General features: G+C 70.0%; 8 protein-coding genes and 6 pseudogenes. 12 read left to right on the forward strand and 2 right to left on the reverse strand.

The window, feature by feature from the left end:
- Positions 1-104 precede the first annotated feature (104 nt).
- The 3 genes and pseudogenes from G3I71_RS05630 to G3I71_RS05640 all read left to right on the forward strand — a co-directional run.
- Entirely contained in the window at positions 105-758 is a 654-nt protein-coding gene (locus G3I71_RS05630; RefSeq protein WP_164312800.1) for a hypothetical protein, read from the forward strand.
- 268 nt (positions 759-1,026) lie between these two features.
- Positions 1,027-1,134, forward strand: a pseudogene (locus G3I71_RS50890) (DUF899 domain-containing protein); the annotation flags it as partial.
- Positions 1,134-1,316: pseudogene (locus tag G3I71_RS05640) on the forward strand (DUF2267 domain-containing protein); the annotation flags it as partial. The pseudogenes G3I71_RS50890 and G3I71_RS05640, both read left to right, overlap by 1 nt.
- A gap of 160 nt (positions 1,317-1,476) precedes the next feature.
- On the opposite strand, the gene G3I71_RS05645 reads toward G3I71_RS05640, so the two are convergent.
- The gene (locus G3I71_RS05645; protein WP_343242859.1) at positions 1,477-3,951 is read right to left on the reverse strand and encodes a DUF6228 family protein; all 2,475 of its coding nucleotides are present in this window, start codon (positions 3,949-3,951) and stop codon (positions 1,477-1,479) included.
- Positions 3,952-4,084: 133 nt separating this feature from the next.
- Here G3I71_RS05645 and G3I71_RS05650 point away from each other — a divergent pair, with 133 nt between their 5' ends.
- The 3 genes and pseudogenes from G3I71_RS05650 (at position 4,085) to G3I71_RS05660 (ending at position 8,713) form a co-directional block, all read left to right on the forward strand.
- Complete coding sequence (locus G3I71_RS05650; protein WP_164312801.1) at positions 4,085-7,291, forward strand: family 78 glycoside hydrolase catalytic domain; 3,207 nt, start codon at positions 4,085-4,087, stop codon at positions 7,289-7,291.
- A gap of 134 nt (positions 7,292-7,425) precedes the next feature.
- Positions 7,426-7,791: pseudogene (locus tag G3I71_RS50895) on the forward strand (zinc-binding dehydrogenase); the annotation flags it as partial.
- Positions 7,792-7,912: 121 nt separating this feature from the next.
- The gene (locus G3I71_RS05660; protein WP_239148979.1) at positions 7,913-8,713 is read left to right on the forward strand and encodes a hypothetical protein; all 801 of its coding nucleotides are present in this window, start codon (positions 7,913-7,915) and stop codon (positions 8,711-8,713) included.
- Between the two features lie 21 nt (positions 8,714-8,734).
- Here G3I71_RS05660 and G3I71_RS05665 read toward each other — a convergent pair.
- Positions 8,735-11,600: pseudogene (locus G3I71_RS05665) on the reverse strand (glycoside hydrolase family 3 C-terminal domain-containing protein).
- A gap of 193 nt (positions 11,601-11,793) precedes the next feature.
- Between G3I71_RS05665 and G3I71_RS05670 the strand changes: the two are divergent.
- From G3I71_RS05670 to G3I71_RS05695, 6 genes and pseudogenes are all read left to right on the forward strand, one after another.
- A complete protein-coding gene (locus tag G3I71_RS05670; RefSeq protein WP_164312804.1) occupies positions 11,794-12,273 on the forward strand; it encodes a hypothetical protein in 480 nt (159 codons plus the stop codon).
- Positions 12,274-12,336: 63 nt separating this feature from the next.
- A complete protein-coding gene (locus G3I71_RS05675) occupies positions 12,337-12,672 on the forward strand; it encodes a hypothetical protein (RefSeq protein ID WP_164312725.1) in 336 nt (111 codons plus the stop codon).
- Positions 12,630-12,755, forward strand: a pseudogene (locus G3I71_RS50900) (carbohydrate ABC transporter permease); the annotation flags it as partial. The gene G3I71_RS05675 and the pseudogene G3I71_RS50900, both read left to right, overlap by 43 nt.
- 9 nt (positions 12,756-12,764) lie before the next feature.
- A pseudogene (locus G3I71_RS50905) lies at positions 12,765-13,032 on the forward strand (LacI family DNA-binding transcriptional regulator); the annotation flags it as partial.
- 169 nt (positions 13,033-13,201) lie between these two features.
- Complete coding sequence (locus tag G3I71_RS05690; RefSeq protein WP_164312805.1) at positions 13,202-14,710, forward strand: glycoside hydrolase family 43 protein; 1,509 nt, start codon at positions 13,202-13,204, stop codon at positions 14,708-14,710.
- 123 nt (positions 14,711-14,833) lie between these two features.
- On the forward strand, positions 14,834-16,594 hold the full coding sequence (locus G3I71_RS05695) for a cellulase family glycosylhydrolase (protein WP_164312806.1): 1,761 nt from the start codon (positions 14,834-14,836) through the stop codon (positions 16,592-16,594).
- Positions 16,595-16,642 lie beyond the last annotated feature (48 nt).

Genomic DNA, 16,642 nt, shown 5'->3' on the forward strand with positions numbered 1-16,642 from the left:
ACACAAGACTCAATCAAGCCCTGCGGAAACACCGCCCAGCCCAGGCGCCTGCTCTGCGAGTTGCCTCACAGCACGCGGACCAGCCCCGAGGAAAGGTCAGCATCATGCCTGACAGCAAGACACCCACCACCGAACTGACATCGCAATACGTGGCCCAGGTGGGCAACGACCTCGACCACAACGCCAAGGAGCAGGACCGCATCGGCGCGGAAATCGACGCGCTGCAGGAACAACTGCGCGCCCTGCAACACGACCACACCGTGCTGACGAACATGCGCAACGCACTCGGCGTCTCTGACACCACGACCCCGACCGCCCCCGAAGCGGACGCAACACCCTCAGTGGCTCGGCAGAAGACCACCGCGCAGTCCGGTGCGGGCAAGCGGGTGCGGGCGAAGAAGACCGCCACCGCGCAAGGCGCCGAGGAAGTCAAGAAGCCTGCTGCCAAGAAGCCCGAGGCCGCGACCAGGACGACGGCCGCGAAGACGACGCAGCCCACTCTCGTCGAACTGATCCGCCGCCACCTCACCGATCAGAGCGAACCCCGCTCCGCAGCCGAAATCGCCACGTCACTCGGCCAGGCCCACCCCGACCGCAACATCAAGACCACCGTCGTACGCACCACGGTCGAAGGGCTCGTCGCCAAGAGCCATGCCCAGCGCACCAAGCAGGGCAGCTCCGTCTACTACACCACCACCGACACCCAGGCCCCGACGGCAGCGGCCCCGGCCGCCGCCGACGAGGCCGAGGTGAGCTGATCACCAAGGCACCGTCCCTGGGCGCTCCGTGAACCTGCAGCCGGTCAACGGCGTATCCAGCCTGGTGAGTTCTCGTGCAATGGTGCCGTCCGTCGTTGACCGGCGGCGCAGGCCCGAGGATCACCGGCGGGCCCGGCCTGAACCTCTTCCGGCTCGACCATGCCCGGTGGACGAGATGGCCGCCTACATCGAGTTCATGGGTTCATGGGGTACCCACCTCTCCTGCTCACCTCCTGCACGGCGGCCGTGGGAACGAGGTGGTCAACGGGCCCTCGGCCCGCTCGACATGACGCCCTACGGCCGCGGCGAGGCCTGGGAGGACAACCCCGGGGCGGCCCGGGGGCGCCACTCGTGCTGGTCCTGGCGCTCGGACGCTTCGTCAAGGATCTGGCGTCCCGCACCGGCGACACGATGGCCACCACCCGCTGGGACACCGGCACCGTCTTTCGCGTCGTGGGCCAGGTCTCCGGCGAGGAACTCCTCAGCCGTGTCCTCGCCCGACTCCCTTCCGGCTACGCCCTGCTGTTCGGCCGCGCCGAACTCATCCGGGCAGTCTGACGCGTGGGAAGGGCGAGGAGGCACACACAAAACCTGGGAGGCGCCACGTGGGCGCCTCCCAGCCGAGGTCGAGGGCGAGGAAAGCGAAGGGACTTGGGTTCATTTACAGTGAATGAGAAGGAAGCCCCTTCATGGCCTCGCCTGGAGCAAACGCTAGCACTCAGGCCGGGATCAAGTCGCGCAGATTTTCGAGGGTGATGACCCGGGAGTCCGGGTGCAGCCCCTCGAGTCGTTCGAGACCGATGTACGTCACGGGCTCGTCCGGGACCTGCCCGCCGTCCCACAGGTCCATGTCCACCGCCGTGGTGCCGCCGGACATCAGGTCGATCAGGTACCCCACCGTCAACTGCTCGCGCTCGACGACGGCTCGCACCAGCTTGGCCACCGACACCTGGTTCTCCTCGACCCGGTTGGCCGACGAGACGCCCTTCAGATACAGGTGCAGCCACTTCGCGCGCCACCGGCCGTCGCCCTCGTGCCGGAAGACCAGCGGCAGCGCGACTCGGCCCATACCGCGCAGCTCCGACTTCATCCGCACCGTGCGCGGCTCGAACGGCCGGCCCTTCCGCTCGCCGTCGCGCACCATGAAACCGAAGAAGGACTCCTCGACCTCCTCGAAACCCTCCCCCGCGAAGATGTTGACCTGCGGAACGATGAACGTACTGCGCACCTGGTCCAGGGACAGGCTGATGAACTCCGAGGCCCCGTCGGGTGCCTCGGTGACATCGCCCGAGTGCCGGCCACCGACAGCACTGAGCGAGGTGTAGGAGAGCCAGGAGTCGGTGCTGTAGTCGGCGTGGAGGAGCAGCGCCGAGAGGTCGTAGTCGGTCCGCGCCGCGGTCTCCTTCCAGTACACGAAGAAGCGCAGTTGTTCGCCGTCGACCGACGAGACCGAGCCTCGCGGCAGTACGCCGAGCCCGGACGCGGTCGCCCTGCCGCTGAGCGGGAGCGCCACGTCGAGGACGTCGGGGTCGATCAGCAGTCGGCCCGGCGTCGGGAGCCGACGGCGAATCTCGGCGTCGAGGGCGGCGATCAGGCGGTCGCGGTCCTCGGCCGGCACGGGCGGCCGGTGGTCGGCGCAGACCCAGGCGCGACCTCGGCGGTTGACGAAGATGCGGGGCTCGTCGGTCTCCCGGCCCCGGTTGTGGAAATGCTCGCGCAGCGAGAGGACGACCCTGCCGGAGACCTCGGGAGCGACCTGCACCGCGGCGGCCACCACCGCGTCCCGCTCCTCCTGACCGGCGGCGATACGCAGCAGGAGGTCGAGGGTCCGGAACAGCCTGCCGGGAGCGGCCTTCAGTAGCCGCACCGCGCCGAGTACGTCGCACTCGTCGAGCAGCTTCTCCACCCGGCTGTCGAAGGACCGCGCCTCCTTCTCGCCCCGTGCTACGGCGAACACGTCCGCGGCGTGCGGCCAGCGCGGGTACTCGTGCGGGTGGAGGCGCTCACCGAGCCGCTTGAAGGGTTCGCGGTGCGCGTGCACATCGGCCAGCTTCGCGGGGTTCGCCGCGACCACGGCGTCGAGGCCCGCGAGCAGCGCACGGCGGGCAGGCCGCGAGAGCGCCCGGAACCGGGTCGGCTCCTGCAGCGTCACGTCGCCGCCCGACAGCCTGCAGGCAAGCCGCAGCACATCGGTGACGGTGTCCAGCAGGAGGTCCGCGCCGACGGCGAGACGGGCCTCGTTGACGACGGCCCGGTTCTCCCGGACGGGGATCGACTCCGGCTGGGGGCCGAGCGCGCACTGCTCGGCGAGGGTCGTGAAGTCGCTCAGGTGGTCCTCGCCAAGTGGCGTCCTGCTGCCCGCCAGGGCCAGGTACAGGTCCGTGAGTTCGTCCTCCAGGTCCCGTCCGAGGTGCAGGACGGTCACCCGGTCGCCCGCCGAGGCGATCAGCTCGTCCTGCACCGCGAGCATCTCCTCGTAGGTGTGCTGGTAGCGGCCGTACGTCGGGAGGCTGAGCAGGTCCAGCACCCCGTGGGCAAGCTGTGTCAGCACGTTCTCGCTCGGCTTGTCGTCGTCGAGCGCCTTCGCCACGCACCGCGTCCAGAACTCTTCGGTGGCCGGCACGTTCGCCGGGAAGTCGATGAAGTACGAGTTGTGCCGGACGTGATCGCCCACCATCTCGCTCACGGTGCGCAGCGTCCGCTTGGCGGTGTGCACGACCGCGGCCTCGGACAGCCCCGACAGCCGGTCGAACAGTTCCGCCGAGAGCTTGAAGCCCACGGATGTCAGCGCCGCGTCGAACTGCCGCGCGGCGGCAGCTCCTTCACCTGCGGAGCCCTTGGGAGAGGAGAGGCGGTGGGTGTGCCGGATGACCAGCGATTCGAGACTGTGCGCCATTCGGGGATGATCGCAGAGGTGTACGAACCGGCGCACGGGAGTTTTCTGCGCGCCGCCCCCGGCCGGACACGCCGGTCCGGCCTCCAGCCAAGTGGTCAGCGAGGCACCCCAGGTGCCGGTGGCCTGCGGCCAGGGACGCAGGATCCAGGTCGGCCCGACGTGACCGCCCGGCCGAAAGACGCCTGACACCGTCAGGTCCCGGGCGTCGGTCCGCCGGTTCGGTTCGCCGCCGAACCGGTCGAAGCGCTGCACGCCAACAAACCCGGTCTCGTCGGACAGAGAGGTCGTGAGCGGCACTCTAGCCAGCGCCGCCTTAAATCGTTTCAATTCACAGTGAAACCATAGGCGCTGTAGGCATTGACTGACCGGACGCGGAACCTTAACCTCCGGGCAATCACATTGAAACCTTTCACCAGCCGAGGGTGCACCAATGTCCTGGGACCTGTCGCGTCGAAGACTTCTCCAACTCGGGGGCACCACGGCCGCCTCGGTCGTGCTGACCGGGCCCCCGGCACTCGCGGCCGACGGGCCGGGCAGCGCCAAGACCCCCGGCAGGCCGCCTGTGCCGACCGGGACGCTGGCCGATCTGCTCCCCCAGGCGCTGGGGACGAGCGCCGGGCAGAGCCCCCGGTTCAGCTGGCAGGTGCCCGACTTCTGCGCCGGTACCCTTCAGCGCGCCTACCAGCTGCAACTGGCCGCCGCTCCGGACGGTTTCGGCGACGAGCGGCTCGTCTGGGACTCGGGCAGGTGCAAGTCCGCCGACTCGACCGCCGTACCGTACGGCGGGCCGGCGCTGCGGCCCCGTACCGCCTACTGGTGGCGGGTCGCCAGCTGGGGCGACAGACGCTCCGCGTGGTCGGAGCCCGCTCTGCTCGCCACCTCGGTAGAGGACGGGTGGGAGGCCGAGCCGATCTGGGCGCCGGCCGGGCCGGTCATGACCGACGGCACCTTCGCCGCCCGGCTGAAGATCACCACGGTGGCCGCCGGGGTGTGGTTCCGCGCTGCGAACACCTCCAACAACTACATGTGGCAGCTGCGCGTCGGCAGCCCCGGCGTCCTGCGCAAGCACGTCTGCGTGAACGGCACGTACACCGTCCTCGGCGAGGTACGGCTGCCGTTCGCCGTCACCGCCGGAGAGTGGGCCGACCTCGCTGTCACCATGGTGGGCTCCACCTTCACCACGACCGTGAACGGCACCGTCGTCGACATCACCACCGACGCCCGCTACGCCTCCGGCAACATCGGTCTGCGCAACGGCCTGACCGAGTCCCAGGTCTACGACCGGATCACCTTCACCGCTGCCGACAAAACCGTTCTCCTCGACGACGACTTCGCCTCCGACAAGGGCACCTTCTCCACCGGCACGGTCTCCGGCGGCACACTGACCTTCCCCACCGGCGCCACCTCGCTCTCCTCCTACGGGGCCGACGACACCTGGGCGCTGCTGCGCCACGAGTACGCCACCACCACGGGCAAGGAGCTTGCCGCCGCCGTTCTCTACGTCGCGGCCACCTCACCCGACCCCGCCCGGCAGTACGTGGCCAAGGTGTGGAGCAACGGCGCCGTGGTCGGGCACGCCTCGGTGCGTTCCGGCACCGGGACCGCGTACCAGGCGTTCGACATCACCTCGACCCTGCGGAGCGACGGCGGACCGAACGCGCTCGCCGCGCTGTGCTGGACCACCTCGCAGCAGAAGTTCCTGGCCCAGCTTGAGGTCACGTACACCGACGGCAGCCGGACCACCGTCTCCTCGGGTGACCACTGGAAGGCGCGCCGCCAGGCCGGGTTGCTGCCGGCGAAGGGCAGCGCGGGCAGCAGCTACTACACCGTCCCCCAGGAGTACTGGGACCTTCGGCAGGAACCCGTCGGCTGGACCGGGCCCGGCTTCGACGACAGCGGCTGGGACGCTCCCGTCGTCCGCACCGCGATCAGCGGACTCGTCCCGGCGCCGATCGAGCCGCCGCGGCTGCACGACGTCACCCCTGCCTCCGTCACCAAGGTCGCCGACGGCCGCTGGCTGGTGGACCTCGGCCGGGAGATCGTCGGCGGGCTGGCCCTGGAGGTCACCGGGAGCGCGGGCGACACCGTCGAGGTCAGACTCGGCGAGGAGTTGAACACCGACGGCACCGTCAAGTACCAGCTGCGCGCCACCAACACCTACCGCGAGGTGTGGACCCTGCGCGACGGCGGCCAGCGCTTCGAGCACTGGGGTTACCGCGGTTTCCGCTGGGCCGAACTGCGCACGTCGCTCGACCTGTCAGGAGCCGTCGTCACCGGGCGGGCCTGGCGCCTCGACTGGGACGACAGCGACTCCTCCTTCAGCAGCTCCGACCCGGACCTGGACCGGGTCTGGGAGCTGTGCCGGTACTCGATCGAGGCCACCCGCGGCGATCTCTACACCGACACCCCGACCCGGGAACGCGGCCCCTACGAGGGCGACGCGCTGATCAACCAGCTCTCCGAGTACGGCGTCCAGCGCTCCTACGCCCTGGCCCGCTGGTCGAACGACTACCTGGTCCGCAAAGGCACCTGGCCCACCGAGTACCGGCTGATGTGCGCGCTGTCCGCCTGGGAGGACTACCTGGCCACCGGGGACGACCGGCAGCTCGCCAAGGACTACGACCTGCTCGCCGCGAAGAACCTCACGGCCTATCTGGACTCCCAGGGCCTGGTCCGCAAGGCGCCCGGCAGTAGCAGCCAGGACCTTGGTGACCTCGTCGACTGGCCGACCGCCAGCCGCGACGGCTACGTCTTCACGAACGTCAACACCGTCGTCAACGCCTTCCAGTACGCGGCCTTCGACGCCCTGGCCAATTGTGCCGCGGCACTCGGCAAGGACGACGACGCGACGGCCCTGCGCGTACGCGCCGACACCCTCGGCACCGCCATGCGCGCCACCCTGCTCGACAGCGCGGCAGGCCGGTTCCTCGACGGCGAGGGCACCACGCACAGCGCCCAGCACGCCACCGCCTTCCCGGTCGCGTTCGGCGTCGCGGACACCCTCGACGCAGAGGCGCGCGCCCGGCTCGGGGACACGCTCGCGGCGGGCGGTATGCGGGTGAGCGTGTACGGGGCTCAGTTCCTCCTCGACGCCCTCTTCCGGCTCGGCCGCGCCGACGCCGCGCTCGCGCTGCTCACCTCGACCGCCACCAACTCGTGGCTGCACATGCTCGACGAGTTGAAGGCCACCATCGTCACCGAGGCCTGGGATCCCGCGCTGAAGTCCAACACGACGTTCTCGCACGCCTGGGCCTCGGCTCCGGCCAACGTGATCCCCCGGCACGTGCTCGGTGTCCGCGTCACCTCCCCCGGAGCGGCGGAGTTCCTGATCCGTCCCAGGACCGGCGCCCTGACCGAGGTGACGGGCACGGTGCCGTCCGTGCGCGGCCCGGTCAAGGTGGCCGTGCACCGATCGGCCGACGCCCATACGACCCGGGTGACGGTGCCGCCCAACTCCAGCGCGGTACTGGAGGTGGAGATCGGCGACGCCCCTCCGTCGAAGTACCGGGTGACGGCGACGGCACCCGGCGGACAGGGACGGGTGCCTGTCCGGTTCATCACCGACCTCACCGGTACGGTGCTGCGGATCGGGCCTGTCGGCTCCGGCACGACGAAGGTCGAACGCCGGGTTCCCTGAGGGCGGGGCACAGGGTTCCGGCCCAAGGTCCCGTCCTTCATCACCCAACTCGCCCGTACGCCATGGCAGTCGACTGCCATGGCGTATGCCGTGCCCTTCCCCCGGCAGGCATGTCGGGGCCGGGAAGCGATCACGTCGTGGTCGGCGGAGGCCCGGTCGGCATCCTCATCGCCCTGGTAGCGCGAGCCCCCGGATCCGACGTGCGGGTGGTGGGGTTCAGCGCGCAGCGGCGGCTGCTCGCCGGGGAGTTGGGGCTGGGCACCCTGGACCCGGCCGTGGACGACTTGACCGGGCTGGTCGGGCAGGTGACCGCAGACGCGGGCGCGGGCGTCGCCTTCGAGGTGCCCGGCGCAGCAGCAGGAGTGGACACCGCCGTCGACGTCCTCGGTGTCCGGGGCCGGTCGTGCCTCGGCGCCATCCGTCCCCGGCCCCGCGAGATCAACCCGCACCGCCTCTTCCGGCGCGAACTCACCCTCGTCGGCGCCCACTTGTACGACCGCACCGGCTCTCCAGCACAGCGCCATCCCGCACGCGCTCCGGGACGGCCTCCGTCACGAGGGGGTCGAGCGACACCTGGCGGCCGAGCGGCAACCCGAGGACGCCGGCCCGGGCAGACAACCTGTGCTCGGGACGACTTCGCTGGCTCTGATCGCCCATTACGGCAGCTGGGCGCGGGACACGCTCGTCGTCGACATGCTGCTTCACCGCATTCTGCAGCGGTCGAAAGCGACCGACTCCGTCTGTCTGGAAGTGCGTCAGCCGAGATCCCGCGGCCGGGCCGCGTCGCCCCGGGCCATCGCCAAGATGAGCGAGACATGGCCCCGTGAGGAGCATACCATCGCCAAGGCGTCCGACAGATACCACTCCCCCCTGCGCCTCGACAGCGACACAGTCATGGGGGCTCTCCACCGGGAACTCGTCGCCGAGGGGTACATCCGCCGGGCCGACGCCCTGACCATCGAGGTCGAGAATCGTCCCTGTCGCACGTCGCTCGCCGGCGGCGTCGTCGGTCTGCTCCTCACCGGCCTCCACGCACTGTGGTGGGACCTGAACGACTACCAGCTCATGTCGAGCCTCGTCTTCGGCATCGTCATGTGCGGCTTCTGGAGCGCGATGATGCTGACCGCGGGACTCACGTCCACCACCATGAAAGCCAAGCTTCCCAGCGCGACCGCACGCGGCGAGCGAGCGATCGCCGAGGCCCGCGCTCACTGGGCGGACGTGGACCCGGTCGGCCGCGCCGAGCCGTACACACCTGACGAGGCCGTACGCGCCATGGCCGTGTTCGGCCCGAAAGCACTCGACCATCTTGAGCGGTCCGACTCCGCCGTCAAGGCACTGTTCGACGACCAGCGCGCCTACTTCGAACGCCTCAGTGACGAGCGCTGGAGCCGCGAGCAGGGGGATCGCGTGGGATGGTGAGGCACCGGGAGGCGGGGCCGCTCACGCGGTTGCGTCCGCGTCCCCGGCCAGGCCGAAGGAGAAAGAGGCGAGGCGGAAGTCGCCGTGCAGGGTCAGTTGTAGGTCCTGGACACCGTCGCCGGGGGCGGTCGTGTCGGAGCTCACCGTTGTCCACGTACAGCGGCCTCCGGTGACTGGCGGAGTTACGTGTGTCAGGAGCCGGTCGCCGGCCCGGACCTCAAGGCGTGCCTCATCCGGCCCGGTGCTCTCGCGCGCGACCTCCGCCTCGAAGCGCGTGACGCCGGACAGGTCGACGGAACGGAACAGCAGAGCGGCCGGGAGCGCGGGATCGGTCGGGGCGACCGCGTCGCCTGCGGTACGGGTGGCGTCGACGAGGGTGACGTCCGTGTAGTCGTCGAAGTCGGCGGCCAGGATGCGTCGGCCGACCACCACGCGGGGTGTGGGGGCCGGCCCGGTCACCGTCAACCGCCCGGTCCGGACGACGTGTTCCGCGGACCGGGCGACGAGGACCTCGTAGGCGCCGGGATCCACGGTGAAGGCCCCGGTGGCCACGTCCCAGTGGGCGAGCCGGTCGGCGGGAAGCCGGAAGACCACTTCTTGGCTCTCCCCTGGTTCCAGGCGTACCTTGCGGAAGTCCGCGAGCTTCAGCCGGGGCGCCTCGTAACGCGCGTCCACGGCACGGACGTAGAGCTGGACCACCTCGTTGCCGGGCAACGCCCCGGTGTTGGACAGCGTCACCGTGACGTCGAGGACGCCGTCCTGCGGCACTGTCGGATCGGACAACCACAGGTCGCCGTAGGTGAAGTCGGTGTAGGACAGGCCGTGGCCGAAGGCGTACAGGGGTGCGGCTCGGTGGTACTGGTAGGTCCAGCCCGCCTTGATGACGTCGTAGTCGAGCCGGGGCGGGAGTTCGTCGTCGCCTCGGTACCAGGTCTGCGGCAGCCGGCCCGACGGGTCGGCGTCGCCGAACAGTACGGCGGCCAGCGCCCGACCTGTCTCCTGCCCGCCGTGGGAGGTCCACAGCAGGGCGGGCAGGTGCTCCGCCGCCCAGTCGACGGCGTAGGGGTAGCTGCTCATGACGACCAGCGCGGTCTCCGGACGGACCGCGGCGACTTCGCGCAGCAGAGCTTCCTGGGTGGCGGGCAGTGCGGTGCCCGTACGGTCCTCGGTCTCGCGGCCGTTGATGAGCGGGTGGTTGCCGAGGACGACGATCGCGACGTCGGCCGTCGCGGCGGCGCCGCGTGCGTCGGCCGCACCGTCCCGCAGCAGTTCGCGCCGCCAGCGCTCGGCCGTCTGCGGGCTGTCGGCGGTAGCGGTGGCCCTGCCGTCGTCAGGGTCCACGACGGCATAGCGGCCGGTGAAGACGTGGCGCAGGAGCACGGTGTCGGAGTCTGCGTCGCCGGAAGGGTCGGGTTCCAGCAGGAAGGTTTCGTTGACGAACCAGGTCTTGATCACCGCATGGTCGGCGACGAGCGAGTCGTCGTCCCTGCGGGTGAGGTAGGGGCCGGTGTCGGCATCGCGCAGGGTCAGCACCCCGTCGCCCCACTCGGTGACGTCGTACGCGGCGGCGCCGAGCGGTTCGCCCGTGGTGCGGGAGCGCAGGGCGATCCGGTCGGCGGCCTCCACGACCACGATGTCAGCCGCCACGGCGCGCAGGCCGGACGCGATGCCGACCCGGTAGGGCAGGGTGCCGCTGTACCAGTCCTCGTACAGGGCGTCGGCGTGCGGGCCGATGACGGCGATGCGCGGTGCGCGGTCCGCCCGGAGGGGCAGCAGGCCGTCGTTCTTGAGCAGTACCACCGAGTCGGTCGCGGCGCGCAGGGCCAGGGCGCGGTGCTCCGCCGAGTCGATCACCTCCGGGCCGATGTCGGCGTACGGGTCGAGTTCCGGGTCGAACTCGCCCAGCCGGAAGCGGAGTTGCAGGTGGCGCCGTACCGCTCGGTCGATGTGCCCCTCGTCGATCAGGCCGCGGTCCAGGGCTTCGCGCAGTCGGCCGACCACGGTCGAGCTGTCCTCGTTCTGGTCGGTGAAGCTGTCGATGCCGGCTGTCAGCGCCGCGGCGTGGCCCTCGGCGTGGTCGTCGAAGTAGTGCTCCAGCTCGACCAGGTTGGAGGGTGCTTCGGCGTCGCTGACGACGAACAGTTCGTGCCCGGTCGGCACGGCCCAGCTCCGCAGTTCCTCAAGGAGCGGACTGACGTGGCAGGGGCGGCCGTTGACCAGGTTGTACGCGGCCATCGCGCCGGTCGCCGCGCCCGAGGCGACGACCGGGCGGAAGGCGGCCAGGTCGTATTCGTGCAGGACGCGGGGGCGCAGACCGGAGGAGGTGACGCAGCGGTCGTCCTCGTTGTTGTAGGCGAGGAAGTGCTTGAGCACCCCGGCTGCGCGCAGATAGGCCGGATGGTCGCCGGCCAGGCCCCGGCAGTAGGCGGTGCCGAGCCTCGCTGGTGTGCGTCGGGTCCTCGGAGTAGCCCTCCTCGTTGCGGCCCCATCGCGGATCGCGCAGCAGGTTCACCACCGGGGCCCACGCCTGCAGACTGTTGGCGCCGACGCCGTTCGCGGTCGGGCGGTGGCGGTGGAAGGCGCGCAGCTCGACCGAGACGGCCTCGGCCACCTCACGGACCAGATCCTCGTCCCAGGTCGCGCCCAGCCCGACGGCCTGTGGAAAGACGGTCGCCTCGCCGAGCCAGGACACACCGTGCAGCGCCTCCGTGCCGGTACGGAACGCGGCGATGCCGAGTCGCTCGACAGCCGGCGCGTACTGGTGCAGCAGCGCGATCCGCTCGCCGAGCGTGAGCCGCCCGAGCAGGTCGTCCACGCGCTTGTCGACCGGCAGCGCCGGGTCACGGAACGGCGGGCGGTGGGCGGCGGACAGGGACGGAGAACCCACGAGGCAGACCCCTGAGCAGGCTGGGTGCGGAGTGTTGAAGCGCTTCGACGCTGCCACCGGCCCCGCAGGCTGTCAATGACGTCAGGCAAAGAAAGTTTCCTGGCTTTCAGCCTCTTGTTCCGCGAGAAACATGTCATTAACGTTCGCCGCCAAGTGAAGCGCTTCGACACTCAGAAGGAGAAGGGCCGCCGCCATGACCAATGAGTTGAACCGCAGAAGCTTCGTCGGCAGAGCCGCCACCGTGGCAGGGGTCGCCGCGATGGCCCCTGTACTGTCCGCCTGCGGAGACGGTGGACAGCAGCAGACCGGCGGAAACAGCGCGTCGGGGTTAAAGAAGGCACTCCCCGCCTACGTGCCCAGCACGTCCCTCGATCCGGACATCCCCTCGGTGCCGAACGGCCCGGACACGGCCACCGGCCCCGGCTTCCTGCACTACCCCGCCGAGCACCCCACCACCGTCTCCGGCATGCCGGGCAAGGGCGGCAGCCACACCGCGGTCACACCGCTGTGGGGCACCGTGCCGCCGCCGGGGAACTCCTTCTTCCAGGCCATGAACAAGGCCCTGGGCGTCGACCTGACGATCAAACCGGCGGACGGCAACAACTACGCCACCATCATCCCGACCATGACGGCCGCCAAACGCCTGCCCGACTGGATCCAGTTGCCGACCTGATGGAACGCCACCTTCAACGTCGGCCGACTGGCGGACTCCCAACTCGCGGACCTGACGCCCTACTTGTCGGGCGACAAGATCAAGAAATACCCCAACCTCGCCGCCGTCCCGTCCGGTGCCTGGCAGACCGGCGCCTGGGGGAACAAGCTGTACGGCATACCGGGCGGGTCCACCAGGTTCTCCATAGCCGGGACCACCTTCTACCGGCGCGACATCCTGGAGTCGAAGAGCATCACCGCCGACGACGTGACGTCCGCCGACGACCTGATGAACCTGGGCAAGGAGCTGACCGACGCCAAGCGCGGTGTGTGGGCCTGCCCGGTTCCGTCAACGCCGGTTTCGGCTCCGCGAACGCGCAGACCGCTCCGCTGTCGCTGCAGATGGCGGTGGTCGTCCTGACGCTCGTACCGCTGCTGGTCGTCTACCCGTTCGTCCAGAAGCACTTCCGCACCGGTGTCCTCACGGGCGCGATCAAGGGGTGAGACAGCGTCATGGTGACCATCACCGCTGTGGCCGGACACGCGGGTGTCCCGACCAGCCCGGTCAGCCACGTGCTCAACGGCGGGCGTCAGATCTCCGACGAGACCCGGGGTCGCGTCCGCCGTTCCGTGGCCGCGCTCGGCCACCACCCCCACGCGGGCAGCCCGCACGCCGGCCGGCCGCCGCCCGCACATCATCGCCCTGGTGGTACCGCTGCGTACCGATGTGCATGTCCCGCTCTTGATGGAGATCGCCGTCTCCGTCACCACGGCTGCCCGCCCCGCGACGGCGACCGGCACGTCCTCGGCGCCGAACTCCATGCCCCTGAGACCGGGCTCCCACGGCTCCGTCCGCCGTAGTGATCCGCCCCACCCACACCCGTGCCCGAGGCGTGCTGAGAGCCAACTGCCGGCCCGCGACAACCGCACCACCGAAAGGACCTGACCCAGTGTCGGACAAGCAGCAGGCGGACGTCACCGTCGCCAACCCCGTCATCCCCGGCTTCCACCCCGACCCCAGCATCTGCCGTGTGGACGACGACTATTACATCGTCTGCTCCAGCTTCGAGTACTTTCCCGGCATCCCCGTCTTCCACAGCCGCGACCTGCTGCACTGGACGCAGATCGGCAACGCCCTCGACCGGCCGAGCCAGCTGCGACTGACGGGCACACCGTCTTCCGGCGGCATCTACGCCCCCACCCTGCGCCACCACGACGGCCGATTCTGGCTGATCGTCACCAATGTGACCGAGGGCGGCGGCAACATGCTGTTCACCGCCACCGACCCCGCCGGGCCCTGGTCGGACCCGGTCCACCTGCCCGAGGTCCCCGGCATCGATCCGGACCTCGCCTGGGACGAGGACGGCACGTGCTGGTGCACGGTCGCCGGGGTCTCGCAGGTCCGCATCGACCCGTACACCGGGGAGACGTTCGGACCGCCGCACCAGCTCTGGTCAGGCGCCCCCGGCGCCAAGGCTCCGGAAGCACCGCATCTGTACCGGATCGGCGACTACTGGTACCTGCTCATCGCCGAGGGCGGCACCGAGCGCTGCCACGGTGTCTCCATCGCCCGTGGACGCAAGCCCACGGGACCGTTCGAGCCGTGCCCGGACAACCCGGTCCTCACCCACCGCGGCACCGACCATCCCATCCAGAACACCGGCCACGCGGACCTGGTCCAGCGGCCCGACGGCTCGTGGTGGATGGTGTTCCTGGGCGTCCGGCCGGGCGGTGGAAGCCCGGGCTGGCACGTGCTGGGCCGGGAGACCTTCCTGGCGCCGGTCGAGTGGGTGGACGAGTGGCCCGTCGTCGGCGAGGTGACACCCCAACTGCCCGCGCCCTCCTGGCCGCTCGTCCCCGGCCCGGTCGAGGCGGTCCGGGACGACTTCGACCTCAGCGAGCTGCGGCCGCAGTGGATCTCCGTACGTGATCGTCCGGCGGAACACTGCACCACCGAGGAACGGTCCGGCTGGCTGACCCTGCGCGCCCGGGGCGGCTCCCTGGACGAGCCGGACATCGTGTTCGCCGGCCGCCGCCAGCAGCACCTGACGTGCGAGGCACGCACGCGGATCGACCCGGCGGACGGCAGCGGCGGCCTCGCCGTGCGCCTGGACGAGGAGCACCACTACGAGATCGAGGCGTCCGAAGGAGAGGTGCGCGTCCTCAGCCGTATCGGACCACTGCGCACCCTCGTGGGATCCCGGTCCGTGCCCGCCGGGCCCGTGGTCCTCGGCGTCCGCGTCTGCGCCACGCCTCCCCGGGACGCCCGCACCGGGCCCGACACGCTCGCGCTCGGCGTCGAGGAGCCGGACGGCACGTTCAGCGAGCTCTGCGCCCTCGACGGCCGCTATCTGTCGACCGAGGTGGCCGGCGGCTTCACCGGGCGGGTCATCGGCATGTACGCCGCGTCCGGGACGGTCCACTTCGACTGGTTCGACTACGAGCCGCTCGCGCCCTGAGCCTTCACCGCATGCCACGGAACCACGTCGCCGACCGGAGACGTCCGGTCCCTCCATCGACCACCTGTCGCCCCATCCCCCCACGGGCGGAACCGCCGCTCGGCCAACAGAGAAGGATCAAAGATGAAGGGAACCCCACACCCCACCCGGCGCCGCAGTCGCGGCCCCGGCCGTCTGTTCGGCCTCCTCGTGGCGCTGGTCGCCACGATCGGGCTGACCGGCACCACCGCGTTCGCCGTACCGAGCCACAAGGACGCGTCCCTGACCGGGCTCCCGATGGTCAAGCTCGCCGCCGCCTCGATGGACACGGTGGCCGCGATGCAGCCCAGCTGGAACCTGGGCAACACCCTCGACGCCATCCCCGACGAGACCTCGTGGGGCAACCCGCTGACCACCAAGGCCCTGTTCGACACCATCAAGGCCCAGGGCTTCCGTAGTGTCCGGATCCCTGTCACCTGGGGCGGCCACCAGTCCTCCACCGCCCCCTACACGATCGACGCGACATGGATGAACCGCGTCAAGCAGGTGGTCGACTGGGCGCTGGCCGACGGTCTCCACGTCGTGCTCAACGTCCATCACGACTCATGGCAGTGGATCGCCACCATGCCCACCGACCACGACAACGTCCTGGCCCGCTTCAAGGCCACCTGGACCCAGATCGCGGCCAAGTTCCGTGACTCCCCGCAGGCGTTGCTCTTCGAGAGCAACAACGAGCCGCAGTTCAACAACACCACCGACGCCCAGGGCAACCAGTACAACAACGAACTCAACACCGCCTTCCACACCCTGGTACGCCAGTCCGGCGGCAACAACGCGACCCGGCTGCTCATGCTGCCCACCCTCCACACCAACGCCGCCCAGGACTTCCTGGACATCCTGGTCAGCGAGATGAAGTCGCTGAACGACCCCAACCTCGTGGCCACCGTGCACTTCTACGGCTGGTACCCGTTCAGCGTGAACGTCGCCGGCGGCACACAGTTCGACGCCACCGCCCAGAAGGACATGAGCGACACCTTCACCCGGATCCGCAACACCCTCACCTCCAAGGGCATCCCCGTCTACCTGGGCGAGTACGGCCTGCTGAACTACCCCGACCACAACCACCCCGACCGCGTCGAACTGGGCGAGGCGCTCAAGTACTTCGAGCAGTTCGGCTACGAAGCCCGCACGGCCGGAGTGACCACGGCCCTGTGGGACGCCTTCAACTTCCTGAACCGCACCACGCTGCAGTGGCGCGACCCCGCCCTCATCAACCAGATCAAGTCGAGCTGGACCACCCGCTCAGCAACCGCCTCCTCGGACCGGATCTTCCTGGCGAAATCGAGCGCGATCACCGCCAAGACGCTTACCCTGATCCCGAACGGCGGTAGTTTCCAGGGGCTTTGGCAGGGCAACACCATGCTTACCCAGGGCCGGGACTTCGCCGTCTCCGGCAACCAGCTCACGCTCACGGCCACCGCTCTCACCCGGCTGGCCGGCAGCCGTGCCTACGGTGTCAACGCGACCGTCGAGGCCCGGTTCAACCGGGGCCTGCCCTGGAAGATCTACGTGACCTCGTACGACACGCCGGCCCTCTCGAACGCGACCGGCAACACCAACGGTGTCACCATCCCCACCCAGTTCCGCGGCGACCTGCTGGCGACCATGGAGGCCAGGTACGCCGACGGCGGCAACGCCGGCCCGACGGACTGGACTCCCTACCAGGAGTTCAACGAAGCCTTCTCCCCCGACTACCCGGGCAACGCTCTCCTGCTCACCTCGAAATTCGTCAACTCGCTGCGGGACAACGCGCAGGCGACGCTCATCTTCCATTTCTGGAGCGGTGCCACAGTGACGTACCGCGTGACGAAGTCCGGAGGTTCGGTGACCGGCACCGTCGGCTGACGGACAGCCGCCCTTCGCCCCGGGTGCCCACCCGGCACCCGGGGTTCT

It is taken from the genome of Streptomyces sp. SID12501, assembly GCF_010550245.1.
Taxonomy (GTDB): Bacteria; Actinomycetota; Actinomycetes; order Streptomycetales; family Streptomycetaceae; genus Streptomyces.

What these genes read in the sequence shown, in the direction of transcription:
- G3I71_RS05630 (WP_164312800.1), top strand. Translation starts at nt 105, where the DNA reads ATGCCTGACAGCAAGACACCCACCACCGAACTGACATCGCAATACGTG.
- G3I71_RS05650 (WP_164312801.1), top strand. Translation starts at nt 4,085, where the DNA reads ATGTCCTGGGACCTGTCGCGTCGAAGACTTCTCCAACTCGGGGGCACC.
- G3I71_RS05695 (WP_164312806.1), top strand. Translation starts at nt 14,834, where the DNA reads ATGAAGGGAACCCCACACCCCACCCGGCGCCGCAGTCGCGGCCCCGGC.
- G3I71_RS05670 (WP_164312804.1), top strand. Translation starts at nt 11,794, where the DNA reads ATGACCAATGAGTTGAACCGCAGAAGCTTCGTCGGCAGAGCCGCCACC.